Origin of the sequence: Bradyrhizobium murdochi, from assembly GCF_000472965.1 — a bacterium.
In the GTDB taxonomy this organism is placed as follows: domain Bacteria; phylum Pseudomonadota; class Alphaproteobacteria; order Rhizobiales; family Xanthobacteraceae; genus Bradyrhizobium; species Bradyrhizobium murdochi.
In genome coordinates this window covers 209,267-226,335 of sequence record NZ_AXAU01000004.1, presented here as the reverse complement: position 1 = coordinate 226,335, position 17,069 = coordinate 209,267, and the positions used below count along the sequence as shown (strand labels likewise).

Genomic DNA, 17,069 nt, shown 5'->3' with positions numbered 1-17,069 from the left:
CGGCCGTCAGCCCGGCCGGGACTGCGCCTCCAACTGCCGGCTGTAGCGCGACATCGCAAAGCAGAACACGAAATAGATCACCCCGACGAACACGTAGACTTCGACGCTGAACTGTTGCCAGGCGGGATCGATGATGGAGGTCTTCGCCGTCGTCAGCAGGTCGAAGATACCGATGATCAGCACCAGGCTGGTGTCCTTGAAGAAGGCGATGAACGTGTTCACCAGTGGCGGGATCACATGGCGAATCGCTTGCGGCAGGATGATCAGGCCGTTCTTCTTCCAATAGGTGAGCCCGAGCGCGTCGGCGGCATCGTGCTGTCCTCTCGGAATGGCCTGGAGGCCGCCGCGGATGACTTCGGCAAGATAGGCGCCAGCGTACAGTATGAACGCGATCTGCGCCCGAAGCAGTTTGTCGATGTTGACGCCGTCGGGCAGGAACAGCGGAAACATCACGCTCGCCATGAACAACAGGCTGATCAGAGGAACGCCGCGGATCAACTCGACATACAGCACGCAGAGCGACCGGATCGCGGGCAATTTTGAACGGCGGCCCAGCGCCACCACTATCCCGAGCGGGAAGCCGAAGGCCAGTCCGAACGTCGCCAGTATCAGCGTCACCGGCAGCCCGCCCCAGCGATCCTGTGAAACGTAGGACAGCCCGAAGACGCCGCCCCACATCAAGACGCCGATCAGGATCAGCGCCGCCGCCCACACCAATACCAATTCCTTGCGCCACCAATTGCGCCGGCTCGACACCCAGAACAGCGTAATGAAGATGAGGCACACCAGCGCCGGCCGCCACTGCTCATTAAAGGGGTAAGTGCCGAACAGGATGAAGCGATACTTTTCAGGGATCACAGCCCAGCAGGCGCCGAGCCCGCGGATCGATCGGCAGGGACCGGTCTGGTTGCCGGAAACGATCCAGATCGCATTCCAGTAGCCCCACTGCACCAGGCTGACGAACGCCTTGGCGAGCAGCGCGATCAGGACCACGGAGATGATGCTCGACGTGACCGAGGCGAACAGATTCGTGCGCAGCCACCGGATGGCGCGGCCGGCCGGAGTCCTGCGGGGTCGCGCGTCGAAGGGAAGCGGACTTTGCGGAGCGTCCGTGATCGACGTCATGGCATCAGCGCTCCACCAGCGCGATGCGCGCATTGTACCAGTTCATGAACAGGCTGATGCCAAGGCTGATGGTGAGGAACACGGCCATGATGAGCGCGATGGCTTCGATCGCCTGTCCGGTCTGGTTCAGCGTGGTATTCGCGATCGACACCACGTCCTGGTATCCGACCGCAACCGCAAGCGAGGAATTCTTGGTCAAGTTCAGATACTGGCTGGTCATCGGCGGAATGATGACGCGGAGCGCCTGCGGCAGCACGATGCGCTGAAGCACAAAGCTACGGCGCAGGCCGAGCGCGTTGGCGGCGTCCCATTGGCCCCTTGGAACAGCCTGAATGCCGCTGCGTACGATTTCGGCGATGAAGGCCGAGGTGTAGGTGACGAGCGCGATCAGCAGCGCAAAATATTCCGGTGCGAGCGTCAGTCCGCCGACAAAATTGAAGCCGCGCAGTTCGGGCAACGTGATGGTCCATGACGCGCCGAGACCGAACGACGCCAGCGCCGGCAGGCCTACGAGAAGGGCTAGCGCATAGGGCCAGAGTGGACGCGCCTTGCCGTCCGCCATTTGCCGCGCCACTAACTGCTGCCGCAATAGATACAGCGCGCCCAGGCCGGCAGCGGCCGCAGCGATGACCCACAGATTTGCTTCCTCGATCGGAATCAGTGGCAACACCAGGCCTCTGTTCGACAGAAAGACGCCCTCGATCGGCTTCCAGGCCGCGCGGGCCGCCGGAAGTCCCTGCATCAGCACGTACCAGAACAACAACTGCAGCAGCAGCGGAACGTCGCGGAGCACTTCGACGTAGACCGCAGCCAGTCGCGACAACAGCCAGTTCGACGACAGCCGCGCGATGCCGATCAGCGTGCCAAGTACGGTCGCGAGCACGATGCCGATGACCGCGACGCGGAGCGTATTGACGATGCCGACGATGAAGGCGCGGGCGTAAGGATCCCTAGGGCTGTAGGCAAGCCAGCTATCCGCGATCGGCATTCCGGCCTCGCGGCCGAGAAAGGCGAAGCCGGTCGAAATCCGGCGTACCGACAAATTGTGCAGGGCGTTGGACCAGAGCCAGCCAAAGATCGCGACCGCAATGGCGACCACCACGATCTGCCAGATGAGGCCGTTGATCTGCTGGCGATTCAGGCGGAGGTGCATCCGCCGGCGGCGAGGGAGTTCGGGCGTGGATGTTGTCACAGCACAAGGATCCTCGACTTAAGCAACGATGTCTTGCAGCAGCGATCTTGCAGCAGCGATCTTCGGCCATGCGTCCGAGAGGTGCATTTCAAATGTTGCACCAAAACGAATCCTATGCAACATATGTTTCATGGCGCAGTCCCGGCCGAAATCCTCGCCGCTGAACGATTTGTGCAGTGCGCTGCCATCGTTGCCGATGCGGCTGCAGCAAGTCGGCCGGTTCGTTGCCGCCAATGACTATGACGCCACCACGCGCTCGATGCGTGATCTTGCCGCCGAGGCCGGCGCCGATCCCGCCGCTTTCACCCGGCTTGCAAAAGCGCTTGGCTATTCCGGATGGGACGAATTGCGCGCCGCGCTGACCGAGGCTCGCCGGCCCGCGCAATCTTCGCCGTTTTCGGGTCGCGCCAAAGGCGGCCGGAAAGGGCCCGACGCCGAGATATCGCTGGTCTCCGACAAGCTGGAAGCCGAGGCGGCAGGTCTTGCGCGCATTTCGGCCGGCTCGGTGGCCAATGCCGCCAAGGCTCTGCACGCCGCGCGGCGTATCTGGATTGCCGGCTTTCGGAGCTGCCGCAGCGTTGCGGAATTGCTCAATTATCAGCTCCGTCTGTTCCGGCCGGACGCGGTGCATCTGGTCGGCGGCTCGGGGCCCGAAGATCTCGATCTCGGCGCGTTCCATAGGGGCGACGCCGTCGTCGTTATCGGGTTTGCGCCCTATTCGAGGGCAAGCGTTTTGTCGGCGCGGGCGGCTCATGATTCCGGCGCCACGCTGGTTGCGATTGCCGATACGATTACGGCGCCGATGGCGGAGGGGGCCGACCATCTGTTGCTCTATGAGGCCGCCGCGTCGCCCGGATTCTTCCCGAGCCTGACCGGCGCCATTGCCATCGCACAGTCGCTGGCCGCCGTGACCTTCGTGCTGGGCGGCACCGGCGCCAAGCGGCGCCTCGAAGAGACTGAAGGCCGGTTGGCCGCGCTGTCGCAATATGTCGCGGAGAAAGGTTGATCGTCATGGGAGCCAGCAAAAGCCGGTTGCTGCACCGAAGCCTGCGTGAAACGCCGCCGAAGGCCATCGGCGGCGATGGCGTCTGGCTGATCGCCGAGGATAGCAGACGGATTCTGGATGCTTCCGGCGGCGCGGCCGTCTCCTGCCTCGGTCACCAGCACCCTCGCGTGCTCGAGGCCATAACGCGGCAGGCGTCGAAGCTGGCCTTTGCCCATACCGGGTTCTTCTCGTCGGAGCCCGCCGAAGCGTTGGCTGAGGCGCTCGTTGGCGACGAGCCCGGCGGTCTGGCCTATGCCTATCTCGTCAGCGGCGGGTCGGAAGCGATCGAGGCCAGCATCAAGCTGGCGCGGCAATATTTTGTCGAAAGCGGCCAGCCGCAACGCCAGCGCTTCATCGCGCGCCGCCAGAGCTATCACGGCAATACGCTGGGCGCGCTCGCCGCTGGCGGCAACGCCTGGCGGCGCGAGCCCTACGCGCCGTTACTGTCGGCGGCCTTCAGCCACGTGACGCCGGCGTTCGCCTATCACGAAAAACGCGACAGCGAATCTGAGGCGGATTTCGTGACGCGACTGGCGGCCGAGCTGGAGGCCGAATTCCAGCGCCTTGGTCCGGATACGGTGGCGGCATTCATCGCCGAGCCGGTGGTGGGCGCCACCGCCGGATGCGTGCCGGCGCCGGAGGGATATTTCCGCGCTGTCCGCGAGATCTGCGACCGGCACGGCGCGCTCTTGATTCTGGACGAGGTGATGTGCGGCATGGGTCGCACCGGCACGCGCCACGCCTGGGAGCAGGAGGGCATCGCGCCCGATATCCAGGCGATCGCCAAGGGCCTCGGCGGCGGCTATCAACCGATCGGTGCGATGCTCGCCGGCGGGCGCATCATCGATACGATCCGGGAGGGCTCGGGCGCATTCCTGCACGGCCACACCTATCTGGCGCATCCACTCGCCTGTGCTGCAGCGCTCGAAGTGCAGCGGGTGATCGATGACGAGCAACTGCTCGACAGGGTCAAGGATCTTGGCCGCCAGCTCGAACGGCACCTGACCGAGCGTTTCGGCAATCACCGTCATGTTGGCGATATCAGGGGGCGAGGCCTGTTCCAGGCCATTGAGCTCGTCGCCGATCGCGCCACCCGCGCGCCGTTCGATCCCGCGCTCAAACTCCACCAGCGGATCAAGGCCGCCGCGTTGGAAGGCGGTCTTGCCTGTTATCCCTCGGGCGGAACGGTGGATGGCCGCAGCGGCGACCATGTCCTGCTGGCGCCGCCCTATATCGCGACATCCGACGACATCGACATGATCGTCGACCGGCTGGGTCACGCCGTCGACTTGGCCTTGAAGAGTGTTGGTCATTAGGAGGAGCAGAATGAAGAGAATCATCATCGCTACAGGCGTGCTCGCCATATCGGGCTTGATGGCGCAAGCCGCAACGCTCGATACGGTCAAGCAGCGCGGCATGCTGGTGTGCGGCGTCAGCATCGGCTTCGCCGGGTTCTCCACGCCGGATTCGCAGGGCAATTACAAAGGGCTCGACGTCGACTATTGCCGCGCCTTGGCCGCCGGTGTGCTCGGCGACGCCAGCAAGGTGCGCTATGTCGCGCTCACGGCGCAGAACCGCTTCACGGCTTTGCAGTCGGGCGAGATCGACGTGCTCTACCGCAATTCGACGCAGACCTATCTGCGCGGCGCGACGCTGGGGCTGCGGCAGGGGCCGGTCAATTTCTATGATGGTCAGGGTTTTGTTGTAAGGGCCGATGCCGGCGTAAAGGACCTCAAGAGCCTCAATGGGGCCACCGTCTGCGTCGCGCAGGGCACGACCCATGAAGTGACGCTCGGCGATTACGGTCGCGCCAACGGCATCGAATGGAAGCCGCTGGTGTTCGACCGCACCGATACCATGTACCAGACGTTTTTTGGCGGGCGCTGCGATGCCATGACCCAGGATGCGTCTGCGCTTGCCGGCGCGATCACCACCGCGGCTTCCAATCCGGCCGATTACACCGTGCTGCCGCAGACTATCAGCAAGGAGCCGCTCGGGCCGTTCACCCGCAACGGCGACGATGCGTGGACCGACATCATCGCCTGGCTGCACTATGGCCTGATCGACGCGGAAGAGCTTGGTGTCACCGCAGCCAACGCCGAACAAATGGCAAAATCCAATGTGCCGGCCATCCAGCGGCTGCTCGGTACTTCGGGCGAGCTCGGCTCGCGATTAGGCCTCGACAACAAATGGATGCTGCAGGCGATCAAGGCGAGCGGCAATTACGGCGAGATCTTTGAGCGCAATGTCGGCAAGGCGAGTCCGCTAAAACTCGATCGCGGCCTCAACGCGACCTGGGCCAAGGGCGGCCTGATGTACGCTCTGCCGTTCAAGTAGTGAGATGTTGCGGCGCGGCGGGTTGACACAAGTCGCGCCGCAGCCAGACTGACCCATATGCGCATTACCCTGATCCACGCCCTGAAACACTCGATTGCGCCGATCGAGGCCTCCTTCGCCAGGCTTTGGCCGGAGGCCCGCCTGATGAATCTGCTTGACGACAGCCTGTCGGCCGATCTGGCGCGTGACGGCAGGCTCACCGATGCCATGACCGTGCGATTCCTCGGGCTCGGACGTTACGCCGTCGGCACCGGATCGGATGCGATCCTGTTCACCTGCTCGGCGTTCGGCCCCTGCATCGAAGCCGTCGCGCGGGCCCACGCCCCGATGCCGGTGCTCAAGCCCAATGAAGCGATGATCGAGCAGGCCGTCGCGCGTGGCCGCAGGATCGGGCTGTTGTCGACGTTTCCGCCGACGCTCGCCTCGATGCCGCCGGAGTTTCCGTCGCGGGTCGAGCTGGTGCCCAAACTGGCGGAAGGCGCGTTAGCCGCGCTCGATCGCGGCGATCGCGCGACCCATGACCGGCTGGTGGTGGAAGCATCGAGGAGCTTGGGCGACTGCGATCTGATCGCGCTCGCCCAGTACAGCCTGGCGCCGGCCGCAGACGCGGTCGCCGAGGCAACGGGACGGCCGGTGCTGACCACGCCCGACAGCGCGGTACTGAAGCTGAAGAAAATGCTTGGCGTCGAAGATGCCTAGACTTCTTTCCTCGTTTGGCGCCTTTTTCGGCTAGGCTTGTTCAACGTTATCTCTTGCCGCGGGCCGTGGGCCAGCGGCAAATGCTGCTCCAATCGCAGCAACAAGCAGAGCAGCTCCTCCCCAAGCGAGCGCATCCGCACCGGACCAAGTGATCAGGCCGCCACCGAAGGCGCTGCCGAACATTTGCCCGAAATACGTGGCGGACAGATTCAATGCCGCCGAGGCTGAAGCCAGTTCTGGCGCCAGGAGCACCAGCCGTGCCTGCTGAGACGGATGAATAGCGAAGCCGCCAAGCCCCCAAATCGAGATCGCCAGCATCGTAGTCACCAGCGAGCCGTATGCCATTGGCCACATCGCAAACGCTGCAATCATAAGGGCAAGACAAGCGCCAACCACACGTCCGGCGCCAATGCGATCAATCACGCGGCTCGCGAAGTAATTGCCAGCAAGCCCCGCTACTCCGAACCAGCCGAACAGAAGGCCAATTCCCCCCGCATCGATGCCCAGGCTGTCCCTGAAGACGGGAGCCAGGTAGGTATAGAGTGTAAATTGACCGGCACACTGGAGAGCCGTGGTCAGCAACAACCATAGAATGACTGCATTGCCCGCCAAAGACCGCCATGCGTTCCAGTCTACCGGCGCATTCGGCAGTCTGGCTGAAACCGTGAGCGCGACCCACACTGCGCTCGCGAACGACATTGCGCCGACAAGGCCGAGCGTTACGCGCCAGCCAAGGACCGCTCCGAGCGCGTTTCCTGCAGGTATCCCAATCACGATCGAGAGCGTGAATCCGAGAAACATCGTGGCGATGGCTCTGCCGCTCTGTCCGGGCGGAGCTGCAAGACCGGCGGCAGCGATCGAGTGCGGAGTGACGACCGCGGCAGCAAGGCCTGCAAATATGCGCGCCGCTACAAGCGTGCTGTAGCTCGGCGCCACCGCCGCGGCAAACTGCAGGAATCCAAACAAGGCAAGTCCCGCCACAATCAAGTCCCGCCGTCCAAATCGCCTCGTGAGAGACATAAGCAGCGGCGCCCCGACCGCGAGCGCAAGCGAATAGGCGGACATCAACTGTCCCGCGCCTGCGATTGACGTCCCAAGCTCCCGCGCTATCTCGTTGAGAAGACCGGTCACCGCGAAAGCGCCGATCCCCACAACGAAGTAGCCGAATGCAAGAGCTGCGGTGGATTTTGGTTCTGCGCACACGATCGCACGTGAGCTCCAGATGTGGTCGCTGGACACGCCGGCAGCCGCTCACATGCGGCGCGCACGAATATCGACTTCCTTCCGCCAGTTTTCGTTGTCCAAACTCCGCTCCGCCGTCCAATGAAAAGACGCCGGTTCAATTTCGGAAAAGGTCCAGCGCATCGAGCCGCCTCGTGGATCCGGACCTTCCTGCACAATATCTCGGTCTCGTGCGCGGCCGGTCTGTTGCGTGAAAACGTCGGTCGCGGGGTCATTCCATAGAATGCGCCAAGCATCGAGATTCGGATCGTAGATGCGCAGCGTCGTTCCGTACCAATTTCCTGCCCCGGGGAGCTGTTCAATACCCGGGTGTCGTTGCTCGAGGCGCGGGATCATCCAAACGTCCTGTATGGCGCGGCCCTGCAATATCCAGCCTGCGTGAATCTCGCCGCGACCGGCGTAGCTGGACCCGTCCTCAAGTATTGTGGTGACGTCCATCTCCCACTGACCGACGAGCCATGAATACAGTTCTAGCTTGGCCTTGCGCTCTGGATCCGGGGCATCAGCGTGGAGCACGCGAGGAAATGATGTGGTAAGCGAGCTTGGCGCTTGAGCACTTCTGGTGCGCGCAGATGTCATCGTAGCCTCCTCCGACTCTAACGATTGGCCTCACAGCGGGCCTCGATCCGATATCCATCGGGGATCAAGTCGCCGCATGGAACTTGCTCACTGTCACGGGCCGGTGCCGCGAAACTGAAGTGCAAGCCTGAGGCGACATCCGGATCGACCGGTTGGCCTGCAGATGTGGCGCGGCGCCGGTTTTCGCTTGGGAAAAATTGCTAAATCTGGTCGGGCTGACCGGAACAGCCTGTTGCCTCGGCTGGAGAACCTGAAACCTGGTTAGGCGTTCTAGTGTTATGGCACTGAAGATTCAGGTATTGGCGTCTGGTCCCGGTTGGAGCGTGCGTGACGTGGTCTGCGACTACGGGCCGCACGACCACGCTTTCGTCGAGCGGCATGCCGAAACGGCAATTTCGCCAGTGACGCAAGGAAGCTTTCAGTACCGGACGCAGGCTGGAGCCGCGACGCTCGTGCCGGGATCGCTTCTGCTCGGCAATGCCGGTAGCAGCTTCGAGTGCGGGCATGAGCATGCGCAGGGCGACCGGTGTCTCGCGTTTCATTTCGCGCCAGCATTCTTCGAGAGCATTGCCGCAGGCGTGCCGGGCGCACGCAGGACTACATTCGTTCATGCCGGCTTGCCTCCGACAAACAAACTCATTGGTCTATTCGCCGCTGCTGAACTCGCCCGCGACCAGCGCGACGGAGCAGCTCTCGAGGAAATTGCGACCCGACTTGCCGGCGCCGTTCTGATGATGACGGCCGACAAAGTCGCGCCTACTCGGTCTCCAAGCGCGCACGATGAGCGGCGGATCACCCGGGCCGTCCGCCGTATCGATGCACAACCGGATGGAAGGCTAGGGCTCAACGCGCTTGCCCGCGAAGCTGCAATGAGCCCCTATCATTTTCTGCGCACGTTCCGGCAAGTAGCCGGAATGACGCCGCATCAGTACATTCTGCATATGCGGCTCCACCGTGCTGCGAGGCGGCTCCGCGAGAGCTCGGATCCGATTTCCAGGATCGCTTTCAAGGCTGGCTTCGAGGATCTCGCCACTTTTAACCGGCGATTTCGCCGATTGATCGGCACAACGCCGAGTACCTACCGCGCGATCGGTTAGATATTTTCACGGCGGGTAGCGCGAATAAAGAGCAGGCCCTTGAGCGCTCCTGCTGCCAAACTCGCCATTGTGACTGCTGCGACAGCCGCTTCGGAAAGCGATGCTTGGCGCCGATCGCGGCTAGGCGTCTTTCTTCGGAACCTTTTTTGAGGGCTTCTTCGCAGCCGCTTCCTCGGCCGCGTTCCTGATCGCCCGCGCATAGCTGTCGGCGGTGTTTTGCGCCGAGTTTTGGAGTCGCTTGGCCGCGGCCGTGCCGAGCTCCATCGTGCTTTTGGCGATCAGCCGGAATTGGTCCCGCGTTTCCTTGTCCTTTGCCTTGGCCGCGCGGGCCATGATCTGGTCTCGCCGCTTCTTCACGGCTGCCATCAGGCTCTTGTTCTGCGCTTTTGCGATTTGCCGGATGACGACGTCGAGATCGGCTTCAGCCATTATGAGTCACTCTTGCCGCACCATGCCACCGGTCAGGGTGCGCTGATACATTGGCGCTTTACGGTTGATGAAGGAACAGGCAGCATTGTGTCGCCCTGGCGTGATGATTTCAAGCGCGATTTGGCAGCGGTGCGGCGTGACGGCTTGCTCAACCTTGAAGCTGACGCGCAAAGCCGGGCGTCGTGCCGGAAGGATCCGCCGATAACCGTCGGTTAACGTTGTATTGCTACGCATTCGCAACCGACAGGAAGGACAAGCGGATGCGTAACCTCACCGTCTATCAGCGCTTTGCGATGGTCATTGTGGCGCTGACGATCGTGCTGCTGGCCGTCTCCGCCTTGCAGATCCTGGTGCTGCGCGATGCGGTCCTGGCCGAGCGGCGCACCACGGTCCGCAATCTTGTCGAGGCCGCGACGAAGATCCTTGCCCAGTACGAGGGTGAGGCCAAGGCCGGCAAGATCGAGCCTGACCGGGCGCGTCAGATGGCCTTTGCTTCGATCGGCGCGATGCGTTGGGGCGAACACGCCGACTACATCGGCGTGTACGGCACGGGAAGCGCAGATGCCGGCGTCACCTATGTGCACGTCAATCCGAAATACATCAACGTCAACCGTTGGGAGTTCAAGGACAAGAGCGGCAAGCTGTTGATCCAGGACATCGTGCGGGCCGCGCGCGCCGGCGGCGGCTTTGTCGAGTATCTGGCGCCCCGCTCCGCCGGCGGCGCCGAACTTCGCAAGATTGCCTATGTCGGGGCGTTTGGCACAGGCGACAAGCCTCTCGCGATCCAGGCCGGCGTTTATGTCGACGACATCGACGCGGTGGTCTTCAGTCGGATGATCTGGGCCGGGATCGCTGGGCTGGCCGGGCTGGCAATTGCGGCTTTCTCGGCATTCTGGCTCGGCCGCGGCATGGTCGTTCCGCTCAACAGAACCTGCTCGGCCATGGACGAGCTGGTCAAGGGCAATTTTGCGGCCGAGATTCCGTTCGTCGACCGCACCAATGAGATCGGCCGGATTGCGCGAAGCCTACAGGTCTTTAGGGATCATCTGGTCGAAACCACGCGGCTGCGCACCGAACAGGAAGCGATGAAGACGCGTTCCGCCGAGGAGCGGCAAGCGGTTCTGTCCCGCATCGCCGACGAATTTGAGCGCAGCATCGGCGGGGTGATCCGGGGCACCGCAACGGCCGCCGACGAGCTGCAGAATTCCGCTTCGTCGATGTCCACGATTGCGGTGGGAACGACGGATCAGAGCGCGAAGGTCGCGGCCGCGGCCGAGCAGACGGCGTCGAACGTGCAGACCGTTGCGGCGTCGGCGGAGGAGCTGTCGTCGTCGATCCAGGAGATCGCGCGGCAGGTTACCCAATCTTCGTCAATTGCCCAGAATGCGGTCGGGCAGGCCAACCGGACCGAGGCCATGGTCGGCCGTCTGGTCGAGGCCTCGCAAAAGATCGGCGAGGTCATGGCGCTGATCCAGACCATCGCGGGACAGACGAATTTGCTGGCATTGAACGCGACCATCGAAGCTGCGCGGGCCGGCGAGGCCGGCAGAGGCTTCGCCGTCGTCGCCAACGAAGTGAAGGCGCTGTCGTCGCAGACCGCCAAGGCTACCGACGAAATCACCAGCCAGATCCAGGAAATCCGCGATGCGACCGGTTCGACGGTCAATGCAATCCGCGAGATCGGCACCACGATCGGGCAAATGAATGAGATCGCAGGCTCTATTGCGGCCGCCGTCGAAGAGCAGGGTGCTGCGACCAACGAGATTGCCCGCAGCGTGCAGCAGGCGGCGCAAGGCGCCCAAGAGGTGATGCAAAACATCACGGGCGTGCGCGAAGCTTCGAGCAAGGTCGACGCCGCCGCGATCCTCGTGCTCAATGCCGCCGGTCAACTGACGTCGCAATCCGAGCAGCTCAAAACTGAAACCGGAAAATTCCTCGGCAACATCCGCGCGGCGTGACTCTCGCGTCAGCCCTTCCGCGTTTGGAAGGGACTTGCGATGATCAGTCGCCGACCCGCAAATTGAGCTCGCGCCCGAGCCGCGCGCCTCAATCGGCCAGCGGCGTCAGCGTTCAATTCAGCCGCGCGCCGATTCCCGTGAGCACGCGATAGTCCGGCTTGGACTGAACGCCGTTGTGCTGGTTGATGACCGGCACGCCGATGGAGACGAAACCGGAGAAGCGATCGAAACCGACGCGCACGCCGGGCGAGAGATAGACCGTGGTGCCGCCCGAATTGGGGTCGGGAATGCCGGCGATGCGCTGCTTGTCGTGCCACTCGCCATTGAGCTCGAGCACGAGGTCGAGCGTGTACGGCGTCTTCTTCATGTCGCTGTGGTCGTGGTTGGCGTGATAGAGGCAATGCTCCTGCAATTGATTGCGCGGCTGCATGCAATACTCGTGCAGCTCCACCTCTTTCGCGGATCCGGTCGGCCCGACCAGGCGATACGACACGGCGGTGCCAAACAAAAAACGGTCGCCGAGATTGGTGTCCTGCGTGCCCGTGCTGATCAGGTAATAGAGGCCGCTCACGTCGAACGACCAGCGGCCGGTGCGCTTGGTGAAGGCGGCGCCGAACAGGCCGTCCCAAGAGCCGGAGCCCGGCTGAAACTGGGCCTGGAATAGTTGGCCGGCAGCGTCACGCTGGTTGGTGCTGCCGGTCGGCGCCTTGAAGCCGAATAGCATGGCGGCCGACGTCCCGCTCTGCGCGTTGCTGTGGAAACGATACTGCCCGAGCATGGTGACGTCGCCGAACCCCGCCGAATTGCCGCGCCGGTTGATGCCGTCGGGGCTCATCAGGCCGCTCATGTCGCTCGCATTCATCATGCCCATGTGGCCGCCGCTCAGCATGTCCCCCCCGGGCTCGCGGATATCCGAGCGCCGCACGCCGGCTGCGCGAACAGCAACGGTCAGGTCGTTGGTGATGCCGTAGGCCACCGAAAGCGAGACACTGTCGATCGAGCGGATCGAATGCGCGTGCGTGCCCCGGTTTGCTGCGGCGAGCAGGTCGGCATCGCTGAGTTGGCCCAGCCTGATGAATTCATAGCGGATCGATGCTGCGATCAGTCCTTCGGAAAGCGTGTCGGCCGAGATGGTGTTGATGGGGCCGCCACTGCCGGTATTGCCGCCGCCGCCCGGATGATGCGCGTCTGCGGGAGCGGTGAAAAAAAGTATCATGGATGAAAAGATGCCGGCCGCCGGCCGTCTAAGATACGCACACACATACGCCCCCTGTACTCACTGTCCGGCGATTAGCCATCGCAATCGGGCGCGAGATTGACTGGATCTTGCGAGAAGCGCGGCTTGCCCGCGACGGAAGGGAAGCGGAAAAGCGGACGCGCCGTCGCCGGCGTGACGTCCGTGTGGCTGACGCATGTTGGGCGAATGGCGAGAGAGGCGCAATCGTTTGCTTGGTTGTATGTCCGGGGTCGCTCGCGTCACAGCACAGTGGCCGCAATCACGTCCGGCAGCGGCCGTAATCACGGCGAGCGCCAGCCGTAATCGCGTCCGATTGATTCTCTACACGCTTCGATGTCCAGCGCGCGTATCGGAGTAGGACAATTATGACAAGTATCGTCAGAGATATCTTTGTGTTTGTCACCGCGGCTATTTTTGTCGCAGCGAGTTTGCTCATTGCGACCAGCGCCGGCGCGCACGAGTACAAGGTCGGCGCGCTCGACATCGGCCATCCCTGGTCGCGACCGACCCCGAAGGACGCCAATATCGCGGGCGGCTATCTCACCATCACCAACAAGGGAAAGACTGCGGATCGTCTGATCGGCGGCACGTCGCCCGTGGCAGGCCAGATCGAGGTGCACGAGGTGGTCGATGTGGACGGTATGGCGAAGACGCGCCCGCTCGCGAACGGTCTCGAGATCAAGCCCGGCAAGACCGTGGAGCTCAAGCCCGGCGCCTATCGCATCCTGCTGATGGGTCTCAAGGAGCCGTTCCTGATCGGCCAGAAGGTGAAGGGCACGCTGGTGTTCGAGAAGGCGGGGCCTGTCGATATCATCTACAACGTCGAGGAAAATGCCGGAGCCGCCGTCAGTGGCGTCAATGGTGCCGCGCACAAGCACCATTAACGCGGTCGCGCTCTGCCAGGATCCCGGGCCGTGTCCAGCTCAAGCCAAATGTCGCTCGTCGCCGTCGGCAGACCGCCGCCGTCACCGCAGAGAACGCAGGCTGCTTGGCGGATCGCCGCCGCGGTCTTGTCCGCATCACTTCTCGGTATCGGACTGGCCTACTGTGCCTGCATATTGCTGATCCCGGCCGCAGGGCATGGGAGCAGCGCGTCCTTCTCTTCGGCCAACGATCGTTCGCAAGGTGTGATCTGCTCAAGCAGCAAGTCGCTGCAGGCAGCTCGCGCCAATGAGTGAACCGGTCGAGCTTGGCCCAACGTGTCCGGCATCGAGATAGTTTGCGCGTTATCGCGGCGCGGCCGCGCGCATGTCCGCAGGCGAGGGTGTTGGCGGCATTGCCGTGGCAAGCCGCGTCCATCCCCTGCGCATCCGCCATCAACAGTTCGGAAACCACACGCGCTCTCTTCCAACCCCGCTAACTAATCGAAAATCGTTCTGCCGCAAATTCGTCTCCGGGAAAGGAATGGGGAGATCCAAACAATGAACGGGCTGGCCATCATGGAAAACGTTCGCCGCTACCGTACAATCGCATCGTTGTACCGCCAGACCGCGGCCTTCCGGCCGCTTCATAGCGGTTCCCTGCTGGCGCAAGCCAGGGAATGGGAGCATCGCGCCGTAGCGGAGCTGGAAGCCTATTATGAGGCTTTCTGTCAGGCCGCTTCCGGCAATACGCCAACCCACTCCGCAAGCTGCGCGGTGAACTGACGGCGGTGCGCTCCTAGTTAACGAATTCAGGCGGCGTGGGTAAGATCCATTTACCTTCGCCGTCCCAGATGGGTAACTCGATCGATCCAACTGCCATCCTCGACAGTGATACGATCGAAATTTACGGCAGCCCGCTTGCGGCTTCTTTCCTGGGTTGCATATCAGCTCGCCGGCGCTATCAGTCCGACCCGCATATCCCTGGCGATATAGACGCATGTATCGTCGGCAAAGACACGGCCGTTTGCAATTCCAACAGCCAGTTTGCCGCGCCGGACATGGCGCATGCTGACCTCGTAGCGAACGCGCTTGACGTCCGGCTTGATGTCGCCTCGGAATTTCACCTCGCCGACGCCCACCGCGCGCCCTTTGCCTGGTGAGCCCGACCAGCCGAGCCAATAGCCGATGATCTGCCACATGGCATCCAGACCCAGACACCCCGGCATCACAGGGTCGCCGTCAAAGTGACAGCCAAAAAACCAGAGGTCCGGCGTGATATCGAGCTCGCCGATGACATGGCCCTTGCCGAATTCGCCGCCGTCTACGCTGATCTCGATGATACGGTCCATCATCAGCATGGGCGGTGCCGGAAGCTGAGCATTGCCCGGGCCGAAATAGCCGCCTTCGCTCGACTTGAGCAGATCCTCTCTTGTGTAGGACGATTGCGGAGCGTGAAAGTCGCGCGGGTTGGACACGGCCATGTCACCTCTGACGATGTTTAGCGGGCGGTTGTCAAATGTGCTTTCCGTAGCCTGACTTCAAGCCAAAGTTTCCGCCGCATGCCCTCGGTGTCGCGCTCGATGGCCGGCAATGGTCCGCGCGGAGCGCATCCGGCACGCCGGGCGCGAAACTTCTTATGATCTACGGTCTTATCAACACATTATGGGTTCAATGAATCTGGTCTCTGATGACTGTTGGGTCGATCCGGATGCCGAAGACCCTGCGCCCGATCGTGTCGTTGCTCCTGGGGCTCGCGTTCCTGCTGGCGGGCAGCGGGCTGCAATTCACGTTGCTGCCGTTACGCGGCAGCGCGGAAGGTTTTGACGATCTTGCGCTCGGTGTCATCAGCTCGGCCTATTACGTCGGCTTCGTCAGCGGCTGTCTGCTCGCGCCTTATCTGATCCAGCGCGCGGGACACATTCGCGCTTTTACAGCGATGGTGGCGGTGGCGGCTGCCGTGGCGCTTGCCCACGCGCTCGCGCCGGTGGTCGTGGCCTGGATAGTTTTCCGCGGAGTAACCGGCCTCTGCCTCGCCGGTCTCTACCTGGTGGTCGAGAGCTGGCTCAACGATCGCGCCTCCAACGAGACTCGCGGGCTCGTGCTGTCAGCGTACGTGGTGGTCAATTATGGCGCCATTACATTTGGTCAGGCCCTGGTGACGCTTTATCCGGTCGCTGAGGCTGGAAACTTCATGGTGGCCGCCATGCTTTCCTCGCTGGCCATCGTTCCGGTGGCCCTGACCCGTGCGGCGCAACCAGCACCGATTACCACCGTCAGCTTTCGCGTCGGACAGCTATACCGCGCGGCACCGGTCGCGCTGGTCGCAAGTTTCATGATTGGCGCAGCTAACGGTGCATTCTGGGGCCTTGCGCCGCTGTCGGCCGCAGGTAGCGGCCTCAGCATCGATCAGGTGGCGCTGTTCATGAGTACGGCGGTGCTGGCAGGAGCGATCGTCCAGTGGCCGGTAGGCCGTCTGTCCGACCGCGTCGATCGCCGCCTGGTGCTGCTCGTTCTCTTGATCGGAGCCGCCGCCGCGGGCGTTGCCTCGTGGCTGATCTCCGCATCCGGAATGATGCTGCTGCTGTTCGGTATTCTCTTCGGGGCGCTCGCGCTGCCCGGCTATTCGCTTGCTGCGGCTCATGCCTATGACAAGACCCCAGCGAGTGATGTGGTACCGATCGCCGCCACGATCCTGCTCACCAACGGCCTCGGTTCAGTGGTCGGACCGCTCATTGCCGCTGCCTTCATGTCGGCGGAAGGGCCACGCGCCTTGTTCCTGTTCACCGCGATGGTCCAGGCGTTGCTCGCGGCCTACGTTTTGTATCGCACGCGGGTGCAGGTCTCGCTCGCTTCGCCACAGAAAACCGACTTCGATCTTGCCTCGACAGCACTCGTGGGGACGGTGGTCACGCACGATGCGCTGGACCCGGCCGATCCCTCGATTATTATCCCCGAGGCCTATGCGCGCACGCCCATGCAAGCCAATGCCAGATCGACTCCGTCGTCGGAGAGATGACTTTGGGCTCGCCGGTTGACGCGGCATCGGGCGCCGGACTCCGTCCTGATGACCACGGCACGCCGAGGGGGCGGACATGCATCCGGACAACCGCAAGAAACTCAACGACCGCGTGATCAGAGCTGCTGAGGCGACGCTCGCGGCCCAGAAGTATGTGAGCCCCGTCGACGTATTGGTCGGGATCGGATGGCAACGCTCTATCGGCTTCCAATCGCCATCCGGCGCGCATTGCAGTCTCGCGCGGCGCTGA

General features: G+C 62.9%; 18 protein-coding genes. 10 read left to right on the top strand and 8 right to left on the bottom strand.

The annotated features are described in order from the left end of the window. Nucleotides 1-6 precede the first annotated feature (6 nt). Together YUO_RS0113725 and YUO_RS0113720 are read right to left on the bottom strand one after the other, a co-directional pair. A complete protein-coding gene (locus YUO_RS0113725) occupies nt 7-1,125 on the bottom strand; it encodes an amino acid ABC transporter permease (RefSeq protein WP_028347779.1) in 1,119 nt (372 codons plus the stop codon). Nucleotides 1,126-1,129: 4 nt separating this feature from the next. Then, nucleotides 1,130-2,317, bottom strand: a complete 1,188-nt coding sequence (locus YUO_RS0113720; RefSeq protein ID WP_028347778.1) for an amino acid ABC transporter permease — start codon at nt 2,315-2,317, stop codon at nt 1,130-1,132. A gap of 130 nt (nt 2,318-2,447) precedes the next feature. Here YUO_RS0113720 and YUO_RS0113710 point away from each other — a divergent pair, with 130 nt between their 5' ends. Genes YUO_RS0113710 through YUO_RS0113695 form a run of 4 tightly spaced genes read left to right on the top strand, consistent with a single transcriptional unit; the run spans nt 2,448 to nt 6,398 of the window. Then, complete coding sequence (locus tag YUO_RS0113710; protein ID WP_028347777.1) at nt 2,448-3,323, top strand: MurR/RpiR family transcriptional regulator; 876 nt, start codon at nt 2,448-2,450, stop codon at nt 3,321-3,323. Between the two features lie 5 nt (nt 3,324-3,328). Continuing rightward, nucleotides 3,329-4,678: an aspartate aminotransferase family protein gene (locus YUO_RS0113705; RefSeq protein WP_028347776.1), complete on the top strand. Its 1,350-nt coding sequence runs from the start codon at nt 3,329-3,331 to the stop codon at nt 4,676-4,678. Between the two features lie 10 nt (nt 4,679-4,688). Next, nucleotides 4,689-5,699: an amino acid ABC transporter substrate-binding protein gene (locus YUO_RS0113700; protein WP_028347775.1), complete on the top strand. Its 1,011-nt coding sequence runs from the start codon at nt 4,689-4,691 to the stop codon at nt 5,697-5,699. 57 nt (nt 5,700-5,756) lie between these two features. Beyond that, a complete protein-coding gene (locus tag YUO_RS0113695; protein WP_028347774.1) occupies nt 5,757-6,398 on the top strand; it encodes an arylsulfatase in 642 nt (213 codons plus the stop codon). Between the two features lie 30 nt (nt 6,399-6,428). Here YUO_RS0113695 and YUO_RS40685 read toward each other — a convergent pair whose 3' ends face one another. Both YUO_RS40685 and YUO_RS0113685 read right to left on the bottom strand, forming a co-directional pair. Beyond that, complete coding sequence (locus tag YUO_RS40685; RefSeq protein WP_083754581.1) at nt 6,429-7,637, bottom strand: MFS transporter; 1,209 nt, start codon at nt 7,635-7,637, stop codon at nt 6,429-6,431. 12 nt (nt 7,638-7,649) lie between these two features. Beyond that, nucleotides 7,650-8,219: a hypothetical protein gene (locus tag YUO_RS0113685; protein ID WP_051379425.1), complete on the bottom strand. Its 570-nt coding sequence runs from the start codon at nt 8,217-8,219 to the stop codon at nt 7,650-7,652. A 278-nt stretch (nt 8,220-8,497) separates the two neighbouring features. Between YUO_RS0113685 and YUO_RS0113680 the strand changes: the two genes are divergently transcribed. Further along, entirely contained in the window at nt 8,498-9,316 is an 819-nt protein-coding gene (locus YUO_RS0113680) for a helix-turn-helix domain-containing protein (RefSeq protein ID WP_028347772.1), read from the top strand. Between the two features lie 120 nt (nt 9,317-9,436). Here YUO_RS0113680 and YUO_RS0113675 read toward each other — a convergent pair whose 3' ends face one another. Both YUO_RS0113675 and YUO_RS46200 read right to left on the bottom strand, forming a co-directional pair. Next, nucleotides 9,437-9,745 (bottom strand): hypothetical protein, encoded by a 309-nt coding sequence (locus YUO_RS0113675; RefSeq protein ID WP_028347771.1) that lies wholly within the window; start codon nt 9,743-9,745, stop codon nt 9,437-9,439. A 6-nt stretch (nt 9,746-9,751) separates the two neighbouring features. Continuing rightward, nucleotides 9,752-9,979 carry a hypothetical protein gene (locus tag YUO_RS46200; protein ID WP_156908619.1) on the bottom strand — a complete coding sequence of 76 codons (228 nt, stop codon included), beginning with the start codon at nt 9,977-9,979 and terminating at the stop codon, nt 9,752-9,754. Nucleotides 9,980-10,005: 26 nt separating this feature from the next. Between YUO_RS46200 and YUO_RS0113665 the strand changes: the two genes are divergently transcribed. Continuing rightward, nucleotides 10,006-11,703, top strand: coding sequence for a methyl-accepting chemotaxis protein (locus tag YUO_RS0113665; RefSeq protein ID WP_028347769.1), 1,698 nt, complete (start codon nt 10,006-10,008; stop codon nt 11,701-11,703). Nucleotides 11,704-11,815: 112 nt separating this feature from the next. On the opposite strand, the gene YUO_RS0113660 is transcribed toward YUO_RS0113665, so the two are convergent. Then, the gene (locus tag YUO_RS0113660; protein WP_028347768.1) at nt 11,816-12,919 is read right to left on the bottom strand and encodes a transporter; all 1,104 of its coding nucleotides are present in this window, start codon (nt 12,917-12,919) and stop codon (nt 11,816-11,818) included. 386 nt (nt 12,920-13,305) lie between these two features. Here YUO_RS0113660 and YUO_RS40680 point away from each other — a divergent pair, with 386 nt between their 5' ends. Both YUO_RS40680 and YUO_RS40675 read left to right on the top strand, forming a co-directional pair. Continuing rightward, a complete protein-coding gene (locus YUO_RS40680) occupies nt 13,306-13,824 on the top strand; it encodes a copper chaperone PCu(A)C (protein WP_063830295.1) in 519 nt (172 codons plus the stop codon). Between the two features lie 537 nt (nt 13,825-14,361). Then, the gene (locus YUO_RS40675; protein WP_035726722.1) at nt 14,362-14,586 is read left to right on the top strand and encodes a hypothetical protein; all 225 of its coding nucleotides are present in this window, start codon (nt 14,362-14,364) and stop codon (nt 14,584-14,586) included. A 161-nt stretch (nt 14,587-14,747) separates the two neighbouring features. Here YUO_RS40675 and fabA read toward each other — a convergent pair whose 3' ends face one another. Continuing rightward, nucleotides 14,748-15,278: a bifunctional 3-hydroxydecanoyl-ACP dehydratase/trans-2-decenoyl-ACP isomerase gene (gene fabA, locus YUO_RS0113640; protein WP_028347766.1), complete on the bottom strand. Its 531-nt coding sequence runs from the start codon at nt 15,276-15,278 to the stop codon at nt 14,748-14,750. A 212-nt stretch (nt 15,279-15,490) separates the two neighbouring features. Here fabA and YUO_RS40670 point away from each other — a divergent pair, with 212 nt between their 5' ends. Then, nucleotides 15,491-16,819: an MFS transporter gene (locus YUO_RS40670; RefSeq protein WP_235782708.1), complete on the top strand. Its 1,329-nt coding sequence runs from the start codon at nt 15,491-15,493 to the stop codon at nt 16,817-16,819. 76 nt (nt 16,820-16,895) lie between these two features. Beyond that, a complete protein-coding gene (locus tag YUO_RS46195; protein WP_156908618.1) occupies nt 16,896-17,069 on the top strand; it encodes a hypothetical protein in 174 nt (57 codons plus the stop codon).